The sequence below is a fragment of the Paraburkholderia sp. A1BS-2L genome, assembly GCF_051125205.1.
Classification (GTDB): domain Bacteria; phylum Pseudomonadota; class Gammaproteobacteria; order Burkholderiales; family Burkholderiaceae; genus Paraburkholderia.
The window spans coordinates 504,637-530,028 of sequence record NZ_CP120431.1; the positions used below are offsets into that span (position 1 = coordinate 504,637).

Annotated in this window: 19 protein-coding genes; 12 read left to right on the plus strand and 7 right to left on the minus strand. The window is 63.9% G+C overall.

The window, feature by feature from the left end; translation table 11 throughout:
- The first annotated feature begins 367 nt into the window (after positions 1–367).
- The 3 genes from nirB to P5W98_RS32175 are packed head-to-tail and all read left to right on the plus strand — an operon-like array spanning position 368 to position 7,570.
- Complete coding sequence (nirB, locus tag P5W98_RS32165; RefSeq protein WP_421028779.1) at positions 368–2,959, plus strand: nitrite reductase large subunit NirB; 2,592 nt, start codon at positions 368–370, stop codon at positions 2,957–2,959.
- Between the two features lie 36 nt (positions 2,960–2,995).
- The gene (gene nirD, locus P5W98_RS32170) at positions 2,996–3,355 is read left to right on the plus strand and encodes a nitrite reductase small subunit NirD (RefSeq protein ID WP_421028467.1); all 360 of its coding nucleotides are present in this window, start codon (positions 2,996–2,998) and stop codon (positions 3,353–3,355) included.
- Between the two features lie 30 nt (positions 3,356–3,385).
- Complete coding sequence (locus P5W98_RS32175) at positions 3,386–7,570, plus strand: molybdopterin-dependent oxidoreductase (protein ID WP_421028468.1); 4,185 nt, start codon at positions 3,386–3,388, stop codon at positions 7,568–7,570.
- Between the two features lie 87 nt (positions 7,571–7,657).
- Here P5W98_RS32175 and P5W98_RS32180 read toward each other — a convergent pair whose 3' ends face one another.
- On the minus strand, positions 7,658–7,981 hold the full coding sequence (locus P5W98_RS32180; protein WP_421028469.1) for a hypothetical protein: 324 nt from the start codon (positions 7,979–7,981) through the stop codon (positions 7,658–7,660).
- Positions 7,982–8,030: 49 nt separating this feature from the next.
- Between P5W98_RS32180 and cynR the strand changes: the two genes are divergently transcribed.
- On the plus strand, positions 8,031–8,930 hold the full coding sequence (gene cynR, locus P5W98_RS32185; protein WP_421028470.1) for a transcriptional regulator CynR: 900 nt from the start codon (positions 8,031–8,033) through the stop codon (positions 8,928–8,930).
- A 50-nt stretch (positions 8,931–8,980) separates the two neighbouring features.
- On the opposite strand, the gene P5W98_RS32190 is transcribed toward cynR, so the two are convergent.
- Positions 8,981–9,205 (minus strand): hypothetical protein, encoded by a 225-nt coding sequence (locus tag P5W98_RS32190; protein ID WP_421028471.1) that lies wholly within the window; start codon positions 9,203–9,205, stop codon positions 8,981–8,983.
- Positions 9,206–9,325: 120 nt separating this feature from the next.
- Positions 9,326–10,249: a bifunctional Delta(1)-pyrroline-2-carboxylate/Delta(1)-piperideine-2-carboxylate reductase gene (lhpI, locus tag P5W98_RS32195; protein WP_421028472.1), complete on the minus strand. Its 924-nt coding sequence runs from the start codon at positions 10,247–10,249 to the stop codon at positions 9,326–9,328.
- A 132-nt stretch (positions 10,250–10,381) separates the two neighbouring features.
- Here lhpI and P5W98_RS32200 point away from each other — a divergent pair, with 132 nt between their 5' ends.
- Positions 10,382–11,131, plus strand: a complete 750-nt coding sequence (locus P5W98_RS32200; RefSeq protein ID WP_421028473.1) for a FadR/GntR family transcriptional regulator — start codon at positions 10,382–10,384, stop codon at positions 11,129–11,131.
- Between the two features lie 23 nt (positions 11,132–11,154).
- Here P5W98_RS32200 and lhpH read toward each other — a convergent pair whose 3' ends face one another.
- Both lhpH and P5W98_RS32210 read right to left on the minus strand, forming a co-directional pair.
- Positions 11,155–12,162, minus strand: a complete 1,008-nt coding sequence (gene lhpH, locus P5W98_RS32205) for a trans-3-hydroxy-L-proline dehydratase (RefSeq protein ID WP_421028474.1) — start codon at positions 12,160–12,162, stop codon at positions 11,155–11,157.
- 271 nt (positions 12,163–12,433) lie between these two features.
- The gene (locus P5W98_RS32210) at positions 12,434–14,674 is read right to left on the minus strand and encodes an NADP-dependent isocitrate dehydrogenase (protein ID WP_421028475.1); all 2,241 of its coding nucleotides are present in this window, start codon (positions 14,672–14,674) and stop codon (positions 12,434–12,436) included.
- Positions 14,675–15,223: 549 nt separating this feature from the next.
- Between P5W98_RS32210 and P5W98_RS32215 the strand changes: the two genes are divergently transcribed.
- The 5 genes from P5W98_RS32215 (at position 15,224) to P5W98_RS32235 (ending at position 21,147) form a co-directional block, all read left to right on the plus strand.
- Positions 15,224–16,258 (plus strand): helix-turn-helix domain-containing protein, encoded by a 1,035-nt coding sequence (locus P5W98_RS32215; RefSeq protein ID WP_421028476.1) that lies wholly within the window; start codon positions 15,224–15,226, stop codon positions 16,256–16,258.
- Between the two features lie 228 nt (positions 16,259–16,486).
- Positions 16,487–16,726, plus strand: a complete 240-nt coding sequence (locus tag P5W98_RS32220; protein WP_421028477.1) for a hypothetical protein — start codon at positions 16,487–16,489, stop codon at positions 16,724–16,726.
- Positions 16,727–16,960: 234 nt separating this feature from the next.
- Positions 16,961–18,358, plus strand: a complete 1,398-nt coding sequence (locus tag P5W98_RS32225; protein WP_421028478.1) for an MFS transporter — start codon at positions 16,961–16,963, stop codon at positions 18,356–18,358.
- 480 nt (positions 18,359–18,838) lie between these two features.
- A complete protein-coding gene (locus P5W98_RS32230) occupies positions 18,839–20,665 on the plus strand; it encodes a S10 family serine carboxypeptidase-like protein (protein ID WP_421028479.1) in 1,827 nt (608 codons plus the stop codon).
- A 41-nt stretch (positions 20,666–20,706) separates the two neighbouring features.
- On the plus strand, positions 20,707–21,147 hold the full coding sequence (locus P5W98_RS32235; RefSeq protein WP_421028480.1) for a 2-oxoglutarate dehydrogenase: 441 nt from the start codon (positions 20,707–20,709) through the stop codon (positions 21,145–21,147).
- Between the two features lie 58 nt (positions 21,148–21,205).
- On the opposite strand, the gene gcvA is transcribed toward P5W98_RS32235, so the two are convergent.
- Together gcvA and P5W98_RS32245 are read right to left on the minus strand one after the other, a co-directional pair.
- Entirely contained in the window at positions 21,206–22,093 is an 888-nt protein-coding gene (gcvA, locus tag P5W98_RS32240; protein WP_421028481.1) for a transcriptional regulator GcvA, read from the minus strand.
- A 53-nt stretch (positions 22,094–22,146) separates the two neighbouring features.
- On the minus strand, positions 22,147–23,085 hold the full coding sequence (locus P5W98_RS32245) for a LysR family transcriptional regulator (protein WP_421028482.1): 939 nt from the start codon (positions 23,083–23,085) through the stop codon (positions 22,147–22,149).
- A gap of 164 nt (positions 23,086–23,249) precedes the next feature.
- Here P5W98_RS32245 and P5W98_RS32250 point away from each other — a divergent pair, with 164 nt between their 5' ends.
- Both P5W98_RS32250 and P5W98_RS32255 read left to right on the plus strand, forming a co-directional pair.
- Positions 23,250–24,185, plus strand: a complete 936-nt coding sequence (locus P5W98_RS32250; RefSeq protein WP_421028483.1) for a hydroxymethylglutaryl-CoA lyase — start codon at positions 23,250–23,252, stop codon at positions 24,183–24,185.
- Between the two features lie 20 nt (positions 24,186–24,205).
- Positions 24,206–25,360, plus strand: a complete 1,155-nt coding sequence (locus tag P5W98_RS32255) for a CaiB/BaiF CoA transferase family protein (protein WP_421028484.1) — start codon at positions 24,206–24,208, stop codon at positions 25,358–25,360.
- The last annotated feature ends 32 nt before the right edge of the window (positions 25,361–25,392 follow it).

Sequence of the window (25,392 nt, forward strand, 5' to 3'; positions counted from 1 at the left end):
CGTGGCGCACCGAACGCGCACAGCAAGCGTGCTGCATGGCACCAAATTTGTGCCGGGCCCCGTCGCGGCGCACCATGGTTCGTGGGAACCAGGCCGCGTAGAAATTCGCGTGCGCCCCGCCATGCGGGGCTTGTGGAGATTTTGCGCGAATTGGCACGGTGCTTGCATAACGATCCGCGAACAGGATCAATGGCGATCCGGCGGCCGGCGATCCGGCTGCCATGTTGCAGCGTGGCAGTGCAAATCGATTCAATCTCAGGGCAACGGCGTCCCCCGAGTCTGGCTTCTCGCGAGCCAGATTCGCGGGACGCCTTTTTATTGGGCAGGGGCTACAGGCATGACGCAATCAACGCTCGCAGTGGACGGTCTGGACATCGTCGTCATCGGTCACGGCATGGTGGGCCACAAATTTCTGGAGTGCGTGCTCGCCGACGCCGCAGCATCAAGCGTGCGGAACCTGCGCGTGACGGTGCTCTGCGAAGAGCCGCGTCCCGCATATGACCGCGTGCACCTCTCCGAATTCTTCGCCGGCAAGTCCGCCGAGGATCTCTCGCTCGTGAGCGACGGATTCTTCGAGCGCGACGATGTTCGCCGCAGTGTGCGCCTCGTGCTGGACGCGAAGGCTGTTGCAATCGATCGCGCGGCGCGGACCGTAAGCGTGTCCAACGGCGAGACGCTTTCATACGACAAGCTCGTGATCGCGACGGGGTCGTCGCCGTTCGTGCCGCCGATCGCAGGCAACGATCGTACGGACTGCTTTGTTTATCGCACCATCGAGGACCTCGAGGCGATGCGCTCGCGTGGCGCCAGCGCGAAGTCGGGCGTGGTGGTGGGCGGCGGTCTGCTCGGGCTCGAATGCGCGAAGGCCCTGCGCGACCTGGGGCTCGATACGCACGTGGTCGAGTTCGCGCCGCGGCTGATGGCCGTGCAGGTCGACGAAGACGGCGGCCGCATGCTGCGCGGCAAGATCGAAGCGCTGGGCGTGAGCGTGCATACGCAGAAAAACACCACTGCTATCGTCGATGGCGAAAGCGCCGCCAACCGCATGGAGTTCGCCGATGGCACGCATCTCGAAGCCGACATGATCGTGTTCTCGGCCGGCATACGCCCGCGCGACGAGATCGCGCGGGCCTGCGGGCTCGAAGTGGGCGTGCGCGGTGGCATCGTCATCGACGACGCTTGCCGCACGAGCGACCCCGATATCTACGCGATTGGCGAATGCGCCCTGTGGCAAGGCCAGATTTTCGGCCTCGTGGCACCGGGCTACGATATGGCGCGCATCGTCGCAAAGACGCTCGTGGGCGACGCGGCAAGCGCGTTCGAAGGCGCGGACCTGAGCACGAAGCTCAAGCTGATGGGCGTGGACGTGGCGAGTATTGGCGACGCGCACGGCAAGACGCCGCGCAGCCGCTCCTACCGCTTCGCCGACGAGCGCCGCGAGGTCTACAAGAAGATCGTGGTGTCCGAATGCGGCAAGCATCTGCTCGGCGCGGTGATGGTGGGCGATGCAAGCGAATACGGCACGCTGCTGCAAATGATGCTCAACCGCATCGAGCTGCCCGAATCGCCCGAGTTTCTGATCCTTCCGCAAGCCGATGGCAAGGCCAAGCCCGCGCTCGGCGTGGAGGCGCTGCCCGAGGAGGCGCAGATCTGCTCGTGCAACAACGTCTCGAAGGCGCGGATCTGCGAGGCGGTGCGCGAAGGCGCGACGAGCATCGGCGCGATGAAGGCCGCGACCTGCGCGGGCGCGTCGTGCGGCGGTTGCGTGCCGCTCGTCACGCAGATCATGAAGTCGGAGATGCGGCGCCAGGGCGTGGCCGTCAACAATCACCTCTGCGAGCACTTCCCGTATTCGCGCCAGGAGCTCTATCACCTCGTGCGCGTGGAGAACATCAAGACCTTCGGCGCGTTGCTCGCGAAGCACGGCCAGGGGCTCGGCTGCGATATCTGCAAGCCGGTGGTGGGCGGCATTCTGGCCTCGTGCTGGAACGAGTTCGTGCTCAAGAAGGAGCACGCGAGCCTGCAGGATTCGAACGACTATTACCTCGCCAATATTCAGCGCGACGGCACCTATTCGGTCGTGCCGCGCATGCCGGGCGGGGAAGTCACGCCCGAGGGCCTCATCGCCGTGGGCATGGTGGCGAAGAAGTATGGCCTCTACACGAAGATCACGGGCGGCCAGCGGGTGGACCTGTTCGGCGCGCGTGTCGAACATCTGCCGTTCATCTGGGAGGAGTTGATCGACGCGGGCTTCGAATCGGGGCATGCCTACGGCAAGGCCGTGCGCACCGTGAAGTCGTGCGTGGGCTCGACGTGGTGCCGCTACGGCGTGGGCGATTCGGTCGGCCTCGCGATCGAAGTAGAGAACCGCTACAAAGGCTTGCGCGCGCCGCACAAGATCAAGTTCGGCGTGTCGGGCTGCACGCGCGAATGCGCGGAGGCGCAGGGCAAGGACATCGGCATCATCGCCACCGAGCGCGGCTGGAATCTCTATGTGTGCGGCAACGGCGGCATGAAACCGCGTCACGCCGAACTGCTCGCGTCCGATCTCGACCGCGCCACGCTGATCCGCTACATCGACCGCTTCCTGATGTTCTACGTGCGCACGGCGGACCGCCTGCAGCGCACGAGCGTGTGGCGCGACAACCTCGAAGGCGGCCTCGACTATCTGGTCGATGTGGTCGTGCACGACAAGCTGGGCCTCGCTGCGGAACTGGAAGCGGAGATGCAGCTCGTGGTGGATACCTACGAGTGCGAGTGGAAGAAGGCCGTGACCGATCCGCAAACGCGCAGGCGCTTCCGCCACTTCGTCAATAGCGACGCGGGCGACCAGCACGTGACCTTCGTCGAGGAGCGCGGCCAGATTCGCCCCGCCACGCCCGAGGAGCGCCAGCACATTCCGGTGCGTGCGCAGCACCAGGCGCTTGCCGAAATTCCCGTTGTCATCGAAGCGGTTTGAGTGTTACCGAGTCCCTTCACTTACGAGGAGTACGAAATGAGCCACATCGCCAGCCACGCAATCGCGCAAAACACCTGGGTTCCCGTTTGCCAACTCGACGACATCGTGCCCAACACGGGTGTGTGCGCGCTCGTAGGGGGCGAGCAGATCGCCGTGTTCCATATCGACGACGGCGACGCGCGCGTGTTCGCCATCGGCAACTACGACCCGAACTCGCAGGCCGCGGTGCTCTCGCGCGGACTCGTGGGCAGCCTGGGCGAGCGCATCGTCGTGGCGTCGCCCATCTACAAGCACCATTTCGATCTCTCGACCGGCGAGTGCCTCGAGGACCCCGTGCGTTCGGTGAGTGCGTTTGCCGCACGCGTGGAAAACGGCCAGGTTTGGGTTTCGGCCTGATTCTTTTATAGCCACGGATTCGAGCCGTACATGACCGAAAAAACCGTCAAGAGCGTTTGTCCGTACTGCGGCGTGGGCTGCGGGATGGTGTTGCACGTGCAGGACGGTGAAGTCACGAAGATCTCCGGCGACACCGAGCACCCGAGCAACTTCGGGCGTCTGTGCACCAAGGGTTCGTCGGCGCACGTGGCGCTGCGCAAGTCCGGGCGGCTCGAACGCGCTTTCGTGCGTCACGCGCGCGACGAAGACCCCGTGCCGCTGCCGCTCGCGCAGGCCATTGCCGATACGGCACGCCGCCTGCGCGAGACGCTCGATACACACGGCCCGGATGCGCTCGCGTTCTATGTGTCGGGCCAGATGTCGATCGAGGCACAGTACCTCGTGAACAAGCTCGCAAAGGGCTTCGTGGGCACCAACAACATCGAGTCGAATTCGCGCTTGTGCATGGCGAGCGCGGGCAGCGGCTACAAGCTTTCGCTAGGCGCGGACGGGCCGCCTGGCTCGTATCAGGATTTCGATCGCGCCAACCTGTTCCTCGTGATCGGCTCGAATATGGCGGACTGCCATCCGATTCTGTTTTTGCGCATGATGGACCGCGTGAAAGCGGGCGCGAAGCTGATCGTGGTGGACCCGCGCCGCACCGCGACGGCGGAGAAAGCCTCCCTGTTTCTGCAGATCAAGGCAGGCACCGATCTCGCGCTGCTCAACGGCCTGTTGCATCTGCTGCATGAGAACGGCCATACCGATGCCGCGTTCATCGAGCAGTACACCCAGGGCTGGGATGCGATGCCGGCCTTCCTCGGCGACTACACGCCGGAGAAAGTGTCGGCCATCACGGGGCTGGCGGAGGACGATATCCGCCGCGCCGCGCGGATGATCGGCGAAGCGCCCGAGTGGACGAGCTGCTGGACCATGGGCCTGAACCAGAGCACGCACGGCACATGGAACACGAACGCAATCTGCAATCTGCACCTGGCGACGGGCAAGATCTGCCGCCCCGGCAGCGGGCCATTTTCGCTCACGGGCCAGCCCAATGCGATGGGCGGGCGCGAGATGGGCTATATGGGAGCGGGTTTGCCGGGCCAGCGCTCGGTGCTCTCGGAAGACGACCGCGCGTTCGTAGAGGACCTCTGGCGCGTGCCGCACGGCACGCTCACGACGCGGCTTGGCGGCGGCACCATCGACATGTTCTCGCGCATGGCGGCGCGCGAGATCAAGGCGTGCTGGATCATCTGCACGAACCCCGTGGCTTCGGTCGCCAACCGGCGCACCGTGGTGGAGGGCTTGCGCGCCGCCGAACTCGTGATCGCGCAAGACGCCTTTCTGGACACCGAAACGAATCAGTACGCCGACGTCCTGCTGCCCGGCGCGCTGTGGGCAGAGGCTGAAGGCGTGATGATCAATTCCGAACGCAACATGACGCTCATGCAGCAGGCGATCGAGCCGCCGGGCGAGGCCCTGCCTGATTGGCAGATCATCGCGCGCGTGGCTTGTGCGATGGGTTACGAGGGCGCGTTCAGCTACACGAGTGCGACGGAGGTGTTCGACGAGATCGTGGCGTTTTCGAATCCGAAGACGGGCTACGACCTGCGCGGCGCGAGCCACGCGAAGCTGCGCGAGACGCCGCTGCAATGGCCCTGTGCGCCTGAGGAAGGCGCAGCGCAAAGCGACCGCAATCCGATTCGCTATCTGAACGATGGCGTCAGTCAAACCCTGCGCGAGGACGAACGCGGCAGCCGCCCGCGCATCGTTTTTCCCACGCCGCATGGCAAGGGCGTATTCTTCGCGCGGCCTCACGTGGCACCTGCCGAGTTGCCCGATGGCACGTTTCCCATCGTCTTCAATACGGGGCGCTTGCAGCACCAATGGCACACCATGACGAAGACCGGCAAGGTGGCCATGCTCAACAAGCTTAATCCTGCGCCGTTCGTCGAGATCCACCCCGAGGATGCGGGCGCGCTAGGCATCGCCGCCAAGGACCGCGTGGAGGTGCGTTCGCGGCGCGGGCGCGTGGTGCTGCCCGCCGTGGTGACCGACCGCGTGCAGCCTGGCAATTGTTTCGCGCCAATGCACTGGAACGACGTATTCGGCGAAGAGCTTTGCGTGAACGCGGTCACGAGCGATGCGATCGATACGCTTTCTCAGCAGCCCGAATTGAAATTTTGTGCCGTTGCGCTTGCGCGCGTGGCGCCTGAGCCTGACCGTCTCGTGACAGACAAGCACGATACCGGCGCGGCTCATCCGTCTCAGGAACTCGACATGTCACGAATCGATGCGTTTGCGAATCTACTCGACCTCGGCGCGGTGGCCGCGCCGGAACTCAACGATACGGAGCGGCGCTATCTCGCGGGTTTCGTCGGCGGGCTGCGTTCGTCGAAGACCGAGGCACAGGGCCGCGCCGTAGCGGTGCCCGTGCTGCCCGCACACGCGCCGTTTCCCGCGAGCACGCGCGCGTGGCTCGACGGTCTGCTGGCGGGGCTGTTCAGCCGGGGTGAATCGGGCATCGAGCCGGCGCTCGAAGCGGTTCATGTGCATAACGACAAGCCGGTCGAAAAACCAGGCGCCGTGCGGATTGCCCATACTCGCCCGAAGGTGGTTCTGCTGTGGGCTTCGCAAACGGGCAATGTGGAGTCGCTCGTCGAACGCTACGCCATGCAACTGATGGAGTCGGGCTTCGAGATCCGCACCGCGTGCATGGCCGACTACTCGCTCGCGCATCTGGAGAAAGCACAATACGCATTGTTGATGACCAGCACCTTCGGTGACGGCGACGCGCCCGACAATGGCGAGCCGTTCTGGTCGGCGCTCAAAGCAGAGCATGAGCCGCGCCTTGCCGCGTTGCGTTACGCGGTGCTCGCGCTAGGCGATCGCAATTACGACTCGTTCTGCGGCCATGGCCGCAATCTCGACGCACGTCTCGAAGCGCTGGGCGCGCAGCGCTTGATGGCGCGCCAGGATTGCGACACCGATTACCAGAACAGCGCGGATGCATGGCTCGACCGCGTGGTCGCCCGCATCAAGGAAGAAGACGCCGCGCTGCATGCCGTGCCTGCGGGCGGCTCGATTCCCGAGGTGCTGCCCGGCTGCGCCGCGACCAAAGCGCGCCCGGCCGCGTCGCGCCTCATTCACAACGTGCGTCTGAACATGCAGGGCGCGGTGAAGGACACGCGCTATTTCTCGCTCGCGACGGTCGGCGGCGACGGCATGGGACTCGAATACGAAGTGGGCGACGCGCTAGGCGTATGGCCGACCAACTGCCCCGCGCTCGTGGACGAATTGCTCGCGCTCACGCGCCTTCCCGCCGACGCGCCAGTCGAGGTGCCAGGCGTGGGCGATATGCGTCTGGCGGACGCGCTTGGCAAGCATTACGAGATCGCGCGGCCCGGCCCCGACGCGCTTGCGTTCATCGCATCGCGCACGCGCGGGCAGGGCCTGAACGAACTGCTGCGCGACGAACGCAAGGGTGATCTCAAGAACTGGTTGTGGGGACAACAACTTGCCGATGTGCTGCACGAATTCCCCATCGATCTCTCGGCGAAGGAATTGACCGGCATGCTCAAGCGCTTGCAGCCGCGGCTCTACTCGATCTCGTCGAGCCCGAAGGCGCACGCAGGAGAAGTGCATCTGACCGTCTCGGCGGTGCGCTACAACAATGGCCGACGCGAGCGCAAGGGCGTGGCCTCCACGTTCCTCGCCGACCGTGCGACGGCCGCCAGCGTGCCCGTGTTCGTGCAGAAGAGCACGCATTTCCGCCCGCCGCGCCACGGCGATACGCCGATGATCATGGTTGGCCCCGGCACGGGTGTCGCGCCATTTCGCGCCTTTCTGCACGAGCGGCGCGCGCATGGCGACACGGGCCGCAACTGGCTCTTCTTCGGCGAACAGCACGCGGCCACCGACTTCTACTATCGCGACGAGCTGGAGCGCATGCGCGACGATGGCCTGCTCAGCCGGCTCGATCTTGCGTTCTCGCGCGACCAGAAAGAGAAAGTCTACGTGCAGGACCGCATGAGCGAGCATGGTGCGCAGCTATGGGCGTGGTTGGAGGAGGGGGCGCATTTCTACGTGTGCGGCGATGCTAGCCGCATGGCCAAAGACGTGGATGCCGCATTGAAATCGGTCGTCGCGCAGCATGGCGGTATGAGCGACGATGCGGCCGGCGAGTATGTCGGCCAGATGACGCGCGAACGCCGCTACGTGCGCGACGTGTATTGAGCGTTAACCGCGATTGGCGCACGCTGGCATGCGGCGATCATGCCGGCTGCGCCGTGAACTCACATTCGTGAACTCACACCCGTGAACTCACATTAACGCGTGGCCGGCACGCCGGATGCGGCGCGAGCGCCGTGAGCGCGCGCCCCGCTGGCGCGTGGGCGCGTCGCCCAGTCCTGCGAATGGGCCGTTTGCAGCGCTCTTCTGCGCGAATTTTTCGGGCATGAGGAGCGCGCAGAGAAAAGTCAGGCTGGCGCCTGCCGTGACGGCAACGATGGACATTGTGAAGGCCTCGAACATCCTGTCCCCCAAACGGTAGAATAATGGCGCGCCGGCCAGCGCTCTAGCCATGCCGGCATTTAAGCGCAACTTTGCATCGATTCCATTCTGCGCATCGCGCACGAGCGAGTCCAAGACGATATTACGATCGTTGCTATAAGTGCGCCTTATGGAGGCCGCCGCCTTGTTGCTCCGTCCGATCCGCTACGTGCTCACCGTGGCCGAGTTGAAGAATTTCACGCGCGCTGCGGAAGTGCTGCACGTTTCGCAGCCGGCGCTTTCACAGCAGATTCGTCAGCTTGAAGCCGAACTGGGCGGCGCGCTTTTCGACCGCAGCGGCCGCACGATCAGTCTCACGGATTTCGGGCGCGTCTATATCGAACACGCCCGCATGGCGCTCGAACATCTCGACGCCGGCAAGCGCGCGTTGCAGGACGTGCGTGGATTGACGCGCGGCTTACTGCGGCTCGCCTACGCGCCGACCTTTGCCGAATACCTGATCGGCCCCGCGCTGCGCCGCTTTCACGCGACGCATCCGGCCATTGCCGTGGAAGTGAGCGAGCGGCCGCTCGACGAGATCGAAGCCGGCCTCGAGCGCGATGCGCTCGATCTGGGCATCGGCTTCACCGACGTGCGCTCGGAGAGTATCCAGGCCCAGCCGCTGTTTGCCGAGCATATTGCGCTGCTCGTGGCGAGCGGGCATCCGTTGGCGCGGCGGCGCAGCACGGTGACGGCGGAGCAGCTCGATGACATTCCACTCGCCTTGCTGAGCCCCGACTTCGTGGTGCGCAAATTCGCCGACGCCTACTTTCACGCTCACCAGTTGCGCCCGCAGGTCCTCGTGCAGGCCAATGCAGTCGGCACCGTGCTCAAGCTGGTGAAGGACGGCTCGCTCGCGACGCTGCTGCCTTCGACGGTGCTGCGCGAGCACAAGGGCCTCGCGAGCGTGCCCGTGACGCCCGCGCTGCCGCAGCGCACCGTGGCGCTGCTCGCGCGCCGCCGCGCTTCGCGCACGGTGGCGGCGCAGGCGTTCGAGACGCTGCTGTTCGAGATGATTGCAGAGGAAGGGCTCGCGACGGCCTGAGCCGTCGCGTTGCCGGTGAGCCGCCGCGCTGTCCATGGCGCGGCGTGCTGCTAATGCGCTTTGCGCCGCCAGATCTCGTGGCCCGCACAGACTGCGAGAAAGACGCCGAACAGAATTGCGGCCACTGAGGCCGATTGATCGCCAGCGCCGGCGTGAGTGCCCAGATGAATCGCGTGGAGCCACAGCCCCGCACCTGTCGCCACGGCCACGAGGCCCAGCACGACACCCAGCGCCAGCACCACAACATGTTCCCGTGGACGTTGCCGAATCGTCATATCGCTCCCCGACGAGCGTGTCCATGCTCACGCGGGCGGCGAGGTGCACCACCCGCATGGGATAACGATACGCTGCTCCAAACGGCGCGTCATCAGGAATCGGGGAGGGCCGCCTACGGCTTACGCCGCGTGGCCGATCCGCGCCCGCGCGGCCCGGCAAGCAGCCAGATCCCATGCGGCGCAGCCCACGCTTTTGAAAAAGACCGGGGCTGCGGGCGCGAGGCTTCCCTCGATGGCATCGGCAAGCGTGTGCACGTTTGCCCAGTCGAAGCCGGCCTGAATCAGATCGCCCGCTTCGTGCTTCGCGCCGGCAGGGTCGTCGACCACGACGAAACTGCTGTCCACGGTCGTCTTGCCGACTTCCACCATCGCGGGCGTGAATGCGCCCACGCCGACTACCAACCGCCCGGCCCGTGCGGGTGCGGTGTACACGGGCGATTGACTCGTCGTGACCGTCACGACGACATCGACCGAATCGGGAACGTCGCCATCGAGCGCGCGGAGATTGGGCGTAATCGCGCGCAATGATTCGACAAAGCGCTGCGCGCGTTCCGGCGTCGATCCCTTGATGAGCATCCGCGCATGCGGAAAGAGCGCCGCAAACGCCTCCACATGATTGACGGCCTGTTTTCCGGTCCCGATGATCAGGATCTCCTTGGGTGCGCCCGCATGCAGGCACATGACGCCCAGCGCACTAACGGCAGCCGTGCGGCGCCCGGTGACCGTGGGGCCATCGAGCACGAACAGCATTTCGCCCGTGAACGCATCGCACGCAATGACCTGCCCGTGAATGGTGGGGAGCTGCCGCTTGCCGTTGCCGGGGCAGACATTCACGAGCTTGTGGATCGCGATATCGCTCGCGCTCGAAGGCATCGAGAGCATCACGCCGCCTTCCTGCAATGGAATGACCAGACGTTCAGGACTCGCGATTTTTCCGGCGGCGTATTCCACGATGGTTGCGCGCAGCATTTGCACGAGCGCCGGATAGTCGAGCAACGCGGCAGTGGCTTGTGCGTCGAAGGTTTTGACGGGGGAAGGGGTCATGGCTTTGGAGAAGTCGCTGAACTGGATTCAAGTGGATTCAATTTAAACCAGATTTGGGCGATTATCAATCCATGAATCGAGCGTCTGGCGCAGAAGTGGTATATTGAAAACCAACGCATCGAAAGATCCAACATGGCCTCCGCACGCATCGATTCCCCCGCGAACTTTCGCCCTCTACAGATTTACGAGCAGGTCTCCGAAAAGATCCGCGCGGAAATCCGGGCTGGCAGGTACCTTCCCGAGTCGCGCCTGCCTTCGGAGCGCGAGCTCGCCGCTTTGTTCGGTGTGGGGCGTCCTGCCGTGCGCGAGGCGATCGGGGCGCTCCAGAATGAAGGCCTCGTTGTCACGCGCAGAAACTCCGGCACGTATGTCTCGGCGAATGCGCCTGAAGTTCTCGCGCGCGGCAGCGCGCTATCGGGCAGCGGGGAAGCCGGTTCGGTCGAGGCGGATTACAGCCCGTCGGCAACGCTGGATGTCCGCCTGATTCTCGAGCCCGCGATCGCGCGCCGCGCGGCGGCCCACAAGAAGCGGGATGCGCTCGCCGAGCACTATCTCGCCCAGATGGAAACGCTGACCGACGTTTCGGATCCCGAAGAACGTGCGCTCTGGAACAATAGCGACCGCCTGTTTCATCGCCAGCTTGCGGTGATGACGGGCGACGCGCTGCTGGTGAAGCTGGCCCAGGAGATTGCCGACACAATGGACCAGTCCTTGTGGAAGCGCCTCAAGGACGACGGCATCTACGATCCCGCCCGAATCCGTCTCTACGTTGCGGAGCATCGGCTCATTTACGAAGCCATCGTAACCGGCGACGCGGACGCCGCCGCGTTCTACGTGGAGCAGCACATTCACCGCGTCCAGCGCGATATCGCGCCGGCGTGATCCGGCGCGATATCGCCGCGCGATCAGCGCACGAGAAAACCGTACGTCAGCGGGTCGCGCTCGTCGATGATCCATTGTGCAAAGCCGCTGATATACGCTTCGCCCTCGACTTCGGGAATCACGGCAGGCATGCCTTGAACCGACGTCTCGCGCAGAACCCGGCCTTTGAACACCGTCCCGACGATGGATTCGTTCACGAGCGTCTCTCCGGCCTTGAGCTCGCCGCGCTGATAAAGCTGGGCGACGCGTCCGCCGGTTCCCGAGCCCGTGGGAGAGCGGTCGACCTCGCGGTCGGCGAACACGCAGCAATTGGCCTGGGTCGATCCAGCATGACGCGGCTCGTTGGCGATGATAGTGCCGTAGATATGATTGATTTCCGGAATCTCCGGATGCTGCACCGGGAAGGCCTTGTTGGCGGCTTCCTTGACCTCGGCGCCAAAGCGAATGAGCTTCTCGACCGCCGATTCGCGCACCGGCAGATCGAAAGGCGCGCCATCGACATAGAAATAAAACGCACCGCCATAGGCAATATCGCCCGTGACCTTGCCGAAGCTCGGCGTGTCCACGGTGACGTCGCGCTTCCACAGGAATGACGGCACGTTCACGAAGCGCACGCTGCCGGCGTGCTCGCCGTCCCATTTGACGAACGCCTCGATGAAGCCGCAGGGCGCGTCGATGCCCACCCGCGTTTCGGGCATCGTGCGCTGCACCCAGCCCAGCTCGACCGCCGCCGTCGAGAGCGCGATGACGCCGTGGCCGCAATGGTCGCTATATCCTTCGTTATGCAGAAAGATCACGCCGAAGTCGGCGCCCGGTGATACGGGCTCGGTGAGATAGCCGCCATACATGTCGGCGTGGCCACGCGGCTCGAACATCAACGCGCGGCGAATATCGTCGGCGTTGTCCTTGAGCCACGCGCGGCGCTGGACGATGGTGTCGCCGGGCAGGCGCGGCAGACCGCTCGTGACGATGCGGAAGGCCTCGCCGCCGGTGTGGACTTCGACGGTGGAAATGGTGCGGGTCGGTTTCATGAAAATCGGAAGGTCAGGCGGATTCAGGCGAGTCTAGTAATATTGGTTTTGGAGAGACCAATGTATTGCACTGGTGGTGCGATAGCAAGCACTTTTCATAAAATGCATCGATTATGGTCCTTGAAAAAACCAGATTGAGTTCCAGACGGCCGCCGCCAAAAACAAAATCGCCCTTGCAGCGACACACGCTGCAAGGGCGATTTACATGAATGAGGCAAGGGCGCCTCGTGCCGGGCGAGGCCCGGCAGGGCCTCCCGGCTTCGAGCGGGACTTACTTCGCCACGGCTTCGAGGGCGGCGTTGAACGTCTTGCTCGGGCGCATGACTTCGGCGAGCTTCGCGAAATCGGGCTTGTAGTAGCCGCCGATGTCGACCGGCTTGCCCTGCACCGCGGCGAGTTCGCTCACGATGGTCTTTTCGTTCTCGGCCAGAGCCTTCGCGAGTGGTGCGAAGTGCGCTGCGAGTTCCGCGTCGTCCTTCTGCGCGGCCAGCTCTTGCGCCCAGAACATCGCGAGGTAGAACTGGCTGCCGCGATTGTCGAGTTCGCCGGTCTTCGGCGAGGGACCCTTGTTGTTGTCGAGCAGCTTGCCGGTAGCAGCGTCGAGCGTCTTCGCCAGCAGCTTGGCCTTGGCATTGTTCGTCTTGATGCCGAGGTCTTCGAGCGAGACGGCCAGCGCGAGGAATTCGCCGAGCGAATCCCAGCGCAGGTGATCTTCCTGCACCAGCTGCTGCACGTGCTTCGGCGCCGAACCGCCCGCGCCGGTTTCGTACATGCCGCCGCCGGCCATCAGCGGAACGATCGAGAGCATCTTCGCGCTGGTGCCGAGCTCCATGATCGGGAACAGGTCGGTCAGGTAGTCGCGCAGGATGTTGCCCGTGACCGAGATCGTGTCCAGGCCGCGGATCACGCGCTCGAGCGTGTAACGCATCGCGCGGACTTGCGACATGATCTGGATGTCGAGGCCGTTCGTGTCGTAATCCTTCAGGTACGTCTCGACCTTCTTGATCAGCTCGTTTTCGTGCGGACGGTACGGGTCGAGCCAGAATACGGCCGGCATGCCCGAGTTGCGCGCGCGCGTGACGGCGAGCTTGACCCAGTCGCGGATCGGCGCGTCCTTCACGAGACACATGCGCCAGATGTCGCCTTGCTCGACTTGCTGCGTGAGCGCTTCGAGCACTTCGCCCGTGGCGTTGTCGACGATGCGCGCCGTGCCGTCTTGCGGGATCTCGTAGGTCTTGTCGTGCGAGCCGTACTCTTCAGCCTTCTGCGCCATCAGGCCGACGTTGGGCACCGTGCCCATCGTGCGCGGATCGAATGCGCCGTTGGTCTTGCAGAAGTTGATGATTTCCTGGTAGATGCGCGCGAACGTGCTTTCCGGAATCAGGCACTTCGTATCCGCGGGGCGGCCGTCGGCGCCCCACATCTTGCCGCCGGCGCGGATCATCGCGGGCATCGAGGCGTCGACGATCACGTCGTTCGGCGCGTGCAGGTTCGAGATGCCCTTGGCCGAATCGACCATCGCGAGCGACGGACGATGCTCGTGGCAAGCGTGCAGGTCGCGGATCACCTCTTCGCGCTTCGATTCCGGCAGCGCTTCGATCTTCGTGTAGAGATCGACCATGCCGTTGTTCACGTTGATGCCGAGCTCTTCGAAGAGCTTCGCGTGCTTCTCGAATGCGTCCTTGTAGAACACCTTCACAGCGTGGCCGAACACGATGGGGTGCGAGACCTTCATCATGGTGGCCTTCACGTGCAGCGAGAGCATGACGCCGGTCTTGCGCGCGTCTTCCATCTGCTCTTCGTAGAACGCGAGCAGCGCCTTCTTGCTCATGAACATGCTGTCGACGATCTCGCCGGCCTGCAGCTTGACCTTCGGCTTCAGCACGATGGTCTCGCCCGACTTCGTGACGAGCTCCATGCGGACTTCACGGTCCTTGTCGTTCGTGATCGACTTTTCGCCGTGGTAGAAGTCGCCGTGCTTCATGTGCGCCACGTGCGTGCGCGAAGCCATGCTCCACTCGCCCATGCTGTGCGGGTGCTTCTTGGCGTAGTTCTTCACGGCCAGCGGCGCGCGGCGGTCCGAATTGCCTTCGCGCAGCACCGGGTTCACGGCGGAGCCGAGGCACTTCGAGTAGCGCTTCTGAATCGCTTTCTCTTCGTCGGTCTTGGGGTCTTCCGGATAGTCGGGGACCTTGAAGCCCTTGCCCTGCAGTTCCTTGATCGCGGCAACGAGCTGAGGAACCGACGCGCTGATGTTGGGCAGCTTGATGATGTTGGTGTCCGGGAGCTGGGTGAGGCGGCCCAGTTCGGCCAGATTGTCCGGCGCGCGCTGCGCTTCGGTCAGGAACTCGGGGAATTCGCCGAGGATGCGGCCCGCAACGGAAATGTCGCTAGTTTCGACATTGACGCCGGCCGGCGCAGTGAAGGTACGGATGATCGGCAGAAACGCGCTGGTGGCGAGCAGCGGGGCTTCGTCGGTCAGGGTGTAGATGATGGTGGGTTGGGTGCTCATCGGTTTTCTTGGCGGGGTCCGAAAACGGGGTGATAAGACCACCGGCTGCACGCAGTCGGCGAAACACGTGAATTTTGCCTCAATTCGGGCGCGCCTGGGGGCTTACTGTCCATCAATTTCATATTATGGAAATGCGTTGCGCCACATAATTTGGCGCTCAAGCAGGCGCATCTGGCCATCGAGCGCGGCCCCGCGCTGAAAGCGTTGTCGCGCAGGAGGCCCGTGGCGCAAGGCTTTGGCGGGTGGAGCGGGTTATCCGGGAGCGGCTCGTGCGTTTTTGAATACATAAATAATATATTTGTCAATATGGTGAATACCCTTACAAAAATAGTGGGTGAGACGGCCAGTCTTATAGAAGAATTTCGCCCTCGCCGAGGTCATCAACGGCATGGGCGAAATCTAAAGTATCGGCTTTAGGTGGCCGATATCCCGGTAGTCGAGTGGAACAATTCGTGCCAGACGGGCAGTCCCGGACGGGCAGTCCCAGGCGGAGGGTCCCGGTCAATCCAGAAGTCGCTTCTCCACCCGAGGCGATCCATGAGGTGACTCATGAACCAGGCGCCGAACGCGCTGCTACATTCGCAATTCGATACCAGCGGTTTGCCTCGCTCCCAGCAATTCGCCGCGTGGCGAGAAGCGATCAATGTGGTGTTCGACACGCAGGCCACCGAGGCGCGCGATGCAGGGTTCCAGAGCCGCGTGAACGCGTATCTGTTTTCGGACGTGGTGCTGGGATCGATCAGCACCGGTGCGCAGCGCTACGACCGTTCGAACGCGAAGATCGGGCGCGACGGCCACGAGCAGTACGTCCTGCAGTTTTATCTGGGCGGTAGCTGCCGCGTGCGCGACGGCGGTTCGGAGTTGTGCACGCGGCCCGGCGACATGTTCATCGTCGATGCGGCCCAGCCGCTCGCGACCGAGACCACGCGCAGCGAATTCCTCAATCTGGCGGTGCCGCGCCGCATGCTCGCTCCGTTGCTCAATGCGCCCGATCAGCACGGCATGCGCGTGTTGCGCGGCACGCAGCCCACGGTCGCGCTGCTGCGCGAGCATCTGGGCGAACTCTATCGTCATGCGCCGCAAATGACGCAGGCGGATGCCCATGCCGTCCTGCCCGCGACCTTGCAACTCGCGGCGTGCGCAATCAATGCGAGCGTGAATCCGGAACACATTCCGGCGGTTCAGCAAAGCGTGTTCGTCTCGATCTGCCGCTACCTGGAGCAGCACTTGAGCGACCGGCAATTGAGCGTGGAGCAGGTGGCATTCGCGTTCGGCATGTCGCGCGCCACGCTGTATCGACTGTTCGAAAAGGAGGGTGGTTTCGCGACGTACGTGCGCGAGCGGCGCTTGCGCCGCTGTCGCGAGTTGCTCGTCGATCCGGCGCGCAGCGGCGTGTCGATTGCCGATATTGCTGCGGAGCATGGGTTCTCGAACGCCGCGAATTTTGCGCGGGCATTTCGCCGCTCGATCGGGCTGTCTCCACGCGCGGTGCGCATGCTGGCGCTCAGCGGTGGTGGTGGCGTCACGCATGCGCAAGGCGCGTCGGTGGACGACTGGCGCTACTGGATGACCTTGCTGCGTTGAACCCATCGCGCGGATCGCGCAGGGTTGGCGTGAGACGCCGCAACAAGTATTTGAGACGTATGGACAGGTTTTGCCGTTGGTCTCTCGCATTCGTTGCGCCCGCGCGCCGCCACCTGCAAAGTTGCCGGCATTCGCGAGATCAGCGAGATCTGCGCAGGACGGGGAAAAATGAAAAAAAATCCGAAAAAGCCTCCGCATGGTGGCGGGTGTCACTACGAGTCGGTCTGGTTGCTCGAACTCGCGCGCGGTGCGTCGCATATCGCCAGCATGCTGTCGGCCGAAACGCTGGACGCTGCCGTGCGTGAGGTCATGCAAGAGTTCGTCGCAGCGCAAGGCAGCGCGGAGCTCGATACCTTTTGCTGGCTGCTGGCCGAGCGGCTCGAAAAACGCGAATGCGCGGCGGGCGCGGCCAGGGTCAGGGAATTCGATGCATCCGGGCTGTCGCGCCAACTGCTCGGCGAGGCGTGAATTAGAAAAAAATTAAAAAACGCCTGTTCGAATTTGGGTTTCAACCAGGTGTCTCGATGCTCCGGTGCCAATAAGCTTCATGTTGTGCCGCGTATTCACGCGAGCGCGCGCCGTGGCACGAGAATGATGAGGCCGCAAGGATCTGTGCCGGGGGAATGCGTGAACAATGGTTGTGCACGCAAGTCACCGGCTTTTGCTTTCTTTGTGCTTACAAAAAATGGTTGAGGTATTCCGATGTCGATAGAAAAATCCGCGGAAATCGCCGCCCGATTCGACCGGCTGCCGCCGTCGCGCACGGTCTGGTCGATGGTGGTCCTGCTTTCGCTCGGCGGGGTGTTCGAGTTTTATGATTTGTTCTTCACCGGTTATGTCGCGCCGGGCATGGTGCATTCGGGCCTGTTCACGCCCGAATCACTCGGCTTCTTTTCTGCGCTCGGGCCGCTCAAGGTCGCCGGCTTCGGCACTTTCGTGTTCTCGACATTCGCGGGGCTGTGGGTGGGCGCGCTCGTGTTTGGCCAGGTCGCCGACCGGTTCGGGCGCCGCATCATCTTTACGTGGTCGCTGATCTGGTACATCGCGTGCACGGCCATCATGGCGTTCCAGACCACCGGCCTCGGGCTCAATATCTGGCGCTTCATCGCCGGCATCGGCATCGGCATCGAACTGGTCACGATCGACACGTACATCTCCGAACTGATCCCAAGCGCAGAGCGCGGGCGGGCCTACGCGGTCAATCAGTTCATTACCTTCAGCGTGGTGCCGGTGGTGGCGTTTCTCGCCTACATCCTCAAGGACACGCAGCCGCTCGGGCTCGACTACTGGCGCGTCGTGATTCTCATCGGCTCGGTGGGCGCGGTGGTGGTGTGGTTCCTGCGCCGCAAGATTCCCGAAAGCCCGCGCTGGCTCGCGCGCCATGGGCACGTGGATGAAGCGGAGCGGATTGTCGCCGACATCGAGCGCCGCGTGGCCGCCGAGAAGTCGATCGAACTGCCGCCGCCCGGCGCCATTCAAGTCGAAAAGGGCGGCCGCGGCTCGCTGGGCGAAGTGCTGCGTCCGCCTTATTTGCGTCGCACCGTGATTCTGTCGATCTTCAACATGGCGCAGGTGATCGGCTTCTACGGGTTCGCGGCGTGGGTGCCGACGCTGCTGATCGACCGCGGCATTCACGTGACGCAGAGCCTCGCCTATGCGTTCGTGATCGCCATCGCCAATCCGTTCGGGCCGTTGATTGGCGTGTGGTTTGCCGACAAGATCGAGCGCAAGACGCAGATCGTCGGCGGCCTGTTCGTCATGGCGGTCGTGATCGCGCTGTTCTCGCAGGCCTCGCAGCCTTCGGTGCTGATCGTGCTGGGCGTGCTCTTCACGCTTGCACCGAACGTGATGTCCTATGCCTACCACGGCTATCAGGCCGAGCTCTATCCCACGCGCGTGCGCGCTCGCGCGGTGGGCTTCGTGTATTCGTGGAGCCGGATTGCGGCGGCGTTCGCGGGACTCGCTATCGGCATCTTGCTGCACCACTACGGCGTGCCGGGCGTGGCGATCTTTATTGGCGTAGCGATGTTCGTGGGTATCGTGATGATTCTGCTCGGGCCGAATACGCGCGGCCTCTCGCTCGAAGATATCAGCCACTGAACGCGCAGGAAATGCCGCGCGCCGCTTCGTCACGCGGCGCGCGCGCCGAATTTGCCGCGACAATTTCCAAATACAACCGCATATCGGCCGGTATTTATAACTGAATATCGGCGGCTTATCCGCCGATATTCGGGAATTATTTCAACTGCCGATCCACGGCGCATAGGCTTGAAACTCCGCCTTGACAACGCGCTGCAATACCTCCTATTTTTCCTCTGCCAAGATTAATTACTAAATATTTCACAGGCATCTGTTTGAAGCGTGCGGTATAAATTTCCGGAATTTTTAAGCATTATTTAGTTTGTAATCCGAAATAAATACCATTTCGAACAAGCGGATTAACAGAGTCAGAATCAAGAAAGCTAATTGTCAGCCGCTGTGCGTCGACGATCCCGGCATGTGCGGTCCGTTTTCCCTATGCGTCTCTGCGGCGAAAGGCGGCCTTTGTGTAGCGGTACTTCACCATTCACAGGCACAAAAATGAACCCAGAAAGTAGCTTCAACTATGGCCGCCGGCGCAGTTTGGGGCGGCTGGCCGCGCCCGGCGCGCTGATCGCCGGCGTGCTGATGCTCGCGGGATGCGGTGGCGGCGACAGCAGCACCGGCGTTTCCGGCGCGAGCGCGATGAACGCGGTGGCTGCGAATCAACAGACGCCAAACAGCAGCACGCAGGCGCAAAACGGCAATCAGCGCTATGTCGACCCGATTGCATACTCGCCCTATGCCGCCGATGCACTGCCGCTAAAGACAGTCGCGGAGAAAGCGGCCATCATGCATTATCAGTGGACGGCGGGTAAAACGACGATCAACTACACGACAACAACGGGGCATTTGACGGCCTCGAATCCAGACGGCACGCCTGAGGCGACGATGTCGTACGTCGCCTACACCGCACCGGCCGCGAATGGCGCGCCCCGGCCCGTCACGTTCATCTACAACGGTGGCCCCGGTTCGTCATCGATCTGGCTGCGCCTGGGTTCGTTTGCGCCCACGCGCGTCGCCACGCCCGATCCGCTGATGACGAACTGGCCGAATTTCCCGCTCGTGGACAATGCGGATAGCCTGATCGACACCACCGACATGGTCTTTATCGATCCCCCGGGAACGGGGCTTTCGGAAGCGATTCAACCGTACAAGAACCAGGACTTCTGGGGCAGCGATGCAGACGTCAACGTGATGCGCGATTTCATCATGCGCTATCTCGCGGCGAACAATCGTAGCGGCTCGCCTATTTACCTCTATGGCGAATCGTACGGCACGCCACGCACGGACATGCTGGCACTCGCGCTCGAAACGGCTGGCGTGAAGCTCACCGGCATCGTGCTCCAGTCTTCGATCCTCAATTACTTCGCCGATGCGATCGAGGCCACCGCCATCACGGCTTCCACGGAGGGACTGGCGCTCGACACCGATACACTCGCGGGCTATTACCCCGGCTATGCCGAGGTGGCCGCGTACTTCAATCAGGTATCGCCGCCGCTGATCGACCAGGGGCTGTTTGCGTATCAGTCGGAAGTCTTCGCGACCGGGCAGTACAACCATTTCGGGCGGTACGCGCAATCGTGGGTGCTGAGCCAGCTTGGCATTCCCGATGCGCTCGGCACACCCGTGTTTCCGCCCGCGCGCACGCTCGACTCGTGGCGCTGGCCATCGGGCCTGACTTTGCAGGCGCTTCAGGGCTACTTCAATGCGAATCCCTTCAATGTCGAGTTGCTTCCGGGGACGACCATTGGGCGTTACGACGGACGCGTATCGTTGCCCAATTCGGACCCGCGCCTGCAGAACGATGGGGACCCCTCGGATATTCTGATCTCGCTGCCGTTCACGATGGCGCTCTCGACGCAGTTGCCGGGCTACCTCGGCTACCGGGCGCCGAACGCGACCTACATGCCGCTGAACGACAACATCATCAACGTCTGGGACTTCTCGCACGACGGCCAGCCGTTGCCGGACACACTGCCGGATTTGCTGGCGGCGATTCAGCTGAATCCGCAGTTGAAGGTGCTGGCCGAGAATGGGTATCACGATCTTGCCACGCCGTTCTTCAACACGGAGAAGCAGCTTGCGCGGTTGCAAACGGTGAAGGGGCTGGCACCGGATCTGCAGGTCAACTTCTTCCAGGGCGGACACATGATCTATCTGGACGATGTGGCACGGCCGAAGATGAAGGCCGATCTCGTGAACTACTACGCCGGGCAGCCGATTGCGCAGGCGCTTTCGCTCTGGACGCTGCCGGCGCCGTGGTCCGACGAGAGCCCGGCGGGCACGCCCACGACGGTCACTGCACAGGCCGCGGCCACGCGGTAACCGGCATTGACCTCATGTACACCTAATGAATGCGAGCGATCATGTCTGAATTCGATAAATTGCGGCGCCTCGCGCCGCTAGTCGTCCTCGCTGTCGTGGCGGGAAGCACGCAGGCGGCTGCCCAGGCCACTAGCGGGGCAACTACGCAGGCGACCACGAACGGAACCACTCAGGCCGTGGCGCCCGTCAAGCTCCCGCAGGGTGGGCATGGCGTGGACGGTCCGTTTTTCCCCGCCAACCGCCCGATGCCCGTGACGCCATCCACCGGAACGCAGTTGCAGAACGAGGCGCAAAAGCGCATTGAAGCGAGGCTCGGCGCGAATTCGGTGCTGAGCAACGGCGCTTCGATCACGAAGGAGCAGGCGCAAAGCAACGGTCTCGGCTATATCGCGCAGCACTTCGATCAGATCGATGCGGCGCACACGGGCCGCGTTTCCATGAGCGACGTGCGCCAGTACTTGCAGCAGAAGAAGGGGCAGTAATGCCTCGCGCCTCGGCGAGGGGGCCGCGTCGATCCGGCTCCCTCGTTTCGAGCGCGGATCAACCTGCGCCCGGGTGTTCCCGATCGTGCGCAATCCACTCGCTGAAGCGCTGCACCTTCTGTTGCCGGGCGACGCACTCGGGATAGACGAAGTAGTAGCGCCAGCCTGTCGCCACGGTCAGCTCGAAGGGCATCACGAGCCGGTTCGCGGCGAGATCCTCGCTTGCGAGCGTACGGTCGCCAATGGCCACGCCGAACCCTTGCATCGCGGCGCTGCTGGCGAGATCGAGCGACTCGAACGTGGGGCCCACGTGCGCATTCACGTGCCGCGCGCCCGCGTGCGCGAGCCATAGCTTCCAGTCGCGGTGGTCGCGCGTCGGGTGCAGCAGGGTTTGATGCGCGAGGTCATCGGCATGCGCGAAGCGGTGCTTCTCCAGCAGTTCCGGCGCGCACACGGGCGTGAGGTATTCGTCGAAGAGTGCAACGGCGTGAACGCCCGCGCCGGGCGCCTGCGCATAGACAATGGCGGCGTCGAACGGCTCGGCCTGGAAATCTGCTTCGTGTTGCCAGGTCGTCGTGATCTGCACCTGAAGATCGGGATGCTCGGCCTGAAAACGCATGATGCGCGGCAGCATCCAGCGCATCACGCAGGTGGGGACTTTCAACGCCAGTTCGGTGCGCTGGCGCGTGAGGCGCATCGAGGCTTCTTCGATGCGGGTAAAGCCGTCGCGCACGGCAGGCAGCAGTTGCTCGCCCTCGGGCGTGAGCACGAGCCCCTTGGGCGAACGGCGGAACAGCGGCAGCCGGTAGTATTCCTCGAGCGCGAGAATCTGCCGGCTCACCGCGCCTTGCGTGACGCACAGGTGTTCCGCCGCGCGCGTGAAGCTGCCGTAGCGGGCGACCGTTTCGAAGATTTGCAGCGCGTTCAGGGGCGGGAGATGCCTCATTGAAAGACCGTCGTGGGGCCGTTAATGCCGGAAGTGTAAACGACGCGCTGCATTCACGAATCCCGCGCTTTTCGTTCCGGAGCCTTCTGACCGGATTCCGCCCGCTTGACGAGATGCTCGACCATGCGCTGCGCGGCGGGCTGCAAGGCATCGAATTCGCGAAAGCAGACGATAAAGCGCCGGCGCGCCCAGGCGTCGGAGAGCGCGATCATGCGCACGTTCATGATGCGCGTGTACGTCTGGCCGACCTCTTGCGGCACGACGCTAATGCCCAGATTCGCCGCCACCACCCGGAACGCCGCGTCGAAATTCGACACCGTCGCGCGATAGTCGATGGTGCGCCCGCTGCGCGCCGCCGAGCGCTGCAGCAGCGTATGCACCGCCGTGGAGGGCGGCAGGCCCACGTGTTCGTAGTCGAGCGTATCGGCGAACGCGACGGACTTGCGGCGCGCGAGCGGATGGTCGGGATGCACCGCGAGCGCGAGCCGGTCTTCGCGCCACGGCCGCGACGCGAGGCCGGCTAGCTCGACGTTGTCCCAGCAGACGCCCACTGCGGCCACGCCGTCGCGCACGCGCTGCACCAGTTCGCTGGAAGTGCGCTCGTCCACGTTCACGCGAATGTTCTGGTGCGCCGGCATGCGCATGAACGAGGCGAGGTCGTCGAGCAGCGCCTCCGCTATCGCCGAGGCTGACGCGCACACGCTCACGCTGCCGCGCAAGCCGCTGCCGAACGCCGCGATGTCGCCGAGCGCGCGTTCGAGCGTGAAGATCACGCTGCGCGCGTGCTCAAGGAGCGCGATGCCCGCAGGCGTGGGCTGCACGCCGCGCCGCGAGCGCGTGAGAAGCGGCACGCCGAGGCTGGCTTCCAGTTGCGCGATGCGCTTGCTGATCGCCGAGGGCTCGATGTGCTCGTCGCGTGCCGCGCGTCCCATGTTGCCGTGCTCGCACACGGCCACCAGCAATCGCAAGGTCTTGAGGTCGATGTCGTGCATGCGCTGCTCCGCCTCTCTCCACAGTGTTTCCAGCTCGGAATGTCAACGGTTCCAAAATACCGCTTTATGTATCTCAAGGAATGACTAAAGTTAGCACAACGCCGGTTCCCCATATAGCTGGGGATGGACCGGAAAATGCCCCCGAATGCTGATGGAGACACTTCATGCCCTCATTCCCCGAGCGCGCCGTTATTCGTGAAGTCGGCTTGCGCGACGGCCTGCAAAGCATCCCGAGCGTGCTGCCCACGGAGCGCAAATGTGCATGGTTGCGTGCGGCGCACGCGGCCGGCTTGCGAGAGATCGAGGTGGGCTCGTTCGTGCCCGCGCGCTTGCTGCCGCAACTGGCCGATACGGCCGAACTCGTCGACTTCGCGCGGCGGCTGCCGGGACTGTCCGTCTCGGTGCTGGTGCCCAATCTCAAGGGCGCCGAACTCGCGATCGAAGCGGGCGCCGATCTCATGCTCGTGCCGCTCTCCGCGAGCGAAGCGCACAGCCTCGCGAACCTGCGCAGGACGCCCGCTGAAGTCGTGGCCGAAGTCGCGCGCATGCGCGCCGCGCGCGACGCGGCCGGCGCGAAGACGCTGATCGAAGGCGGCATCGGCACGGCGTTCGGCTGCACGTTGCAGGGGCAGGTGCAAGCGCAGAACGTGCTCTACTACGTGCAGGCGTTGCTCGATGCAGGCGCCGACCGCGTGAGCCTCGCCGATACGGTCGGTTACGCGAACCCGGCCGCCGTGCGCGATCTGTTCGGCGCCGCGCGCGCCATCGCGAGCGAGCGGCTCTGGTGTGCGCACTTTCACGACACGCGCGGCCTCGCGCTCGCCAACGTGGTGGCCGCGCTGGAAACCGGTGTCACGCGCTTCGACGCTTCGCTGGCGGGCATCGGCGGCTGCCCGCACGCACCGGGCGCGAGCGGCAATGCGGCGAGCGAGGATCTCGCGTTCATGCTGGCCGCGATGGGTATCCAGACCGGCATCGACATCGAGGCGCTGCTCGCATTGCGCGCACAAGTGGCGCAGTGGCTCGAACACGAGACGATGCACGGCGCACTTTGGCGAGCAGGCTTGCCGAAGATCTTTCGCGCGGCCTGCGTAGACTAATTCGTCATCCTGAGGTTATTGTGAACACAGCAAAGCGGCTTCCGCTCGATGGCGTGCGCGTCGTCGAATTCACGCACATGGTCATGGGGCCCACGTGCGGCATGATCCTCGCCGATCTCGGCGCGGAGGTGATCAAGATCGAACCGCCAGGCGGCGACAAGACACGCAATCTGCCTGGGCTCGGTATCGGCTTTTTCCGTTCGTTCAACCGCAACAAGAAAAGCGTCGTGCTCGACATCAACACGGAGGAGGGCCGCGCCGCTGCCATCGAGTTGGTAGGGCAGAGCGATGTGATGCTCGAGAACTTCCGGCCCGGCCTGATGCACAAGCTCGGGCTCGACTACGCCACGCTTTCGCAGCGCTTTGCGCACCTCATCTACGTATCGCACAAGGGCTTTCTTCCGGGCCCCTATGAGAACCGCCTCGCGCTCGACGAAGTCGTGCAGATGATGGGCGGGCTGTCGTACATGACGGGGCCGCCGGGCAGGCCGCTGCGCGCGGGCACCTCGGTCAACGACATCATGGGCGGGATGTTCGGCGCGATTGGCGTGCTGGCGGCGCTGCGCGAGCGCGATGCTACCGGGCGCGGCCAGGAAGTGCAGAGCGCGCTCTTCGAAAACTGCGTGTTTCTGAGCGCCCAGCACATGCAGCAATATGCGATGACGCACGAAGCGCCGCCGCCCATGCCGTCGCGCGTCTCGGCGTGGAGCGTGTACGACGTGTTCACGCTTGCCGAAGGCGAGCAGCTGTTCATCGGCGCGGTGAGCGACAGGCAGTTCGTGACGCTGTGCGAGGTCATGGGCTGTCCGGATCTTGCCGATGAACCGCAATACGCCACCAATGCTTCGCGCGTGGCCGTGCGGCCCGAATTGCTCGCACGGCTCGGCGAAGTGCTCAAGAGCGTGCGCGCGAACGAATTGACGCCACGCCTCGAAGCGGCCGGCATTCCCTATGCGCCGATCGTGCGCCCCGACCAGCTGTTCGATGACCCGCATCTGCGGGAAAGCGGCGGACTCGCGCCGATGCAGACCGACGACGGCGAGACCACCGAGGTCGTGCTCCTTCCGCTCCTGATGGATGGCCGCCGCCCAGGCGTGCGCCAGCCGCTCGCGAAGGTGGGCGAGCACACGGAGGAAGTGCTCGCGCGGCTGAGCAGCATTGCAGCGAAGCCATAGCGCGCCGGCTCGCCGTGACATCTTGCGGGCCG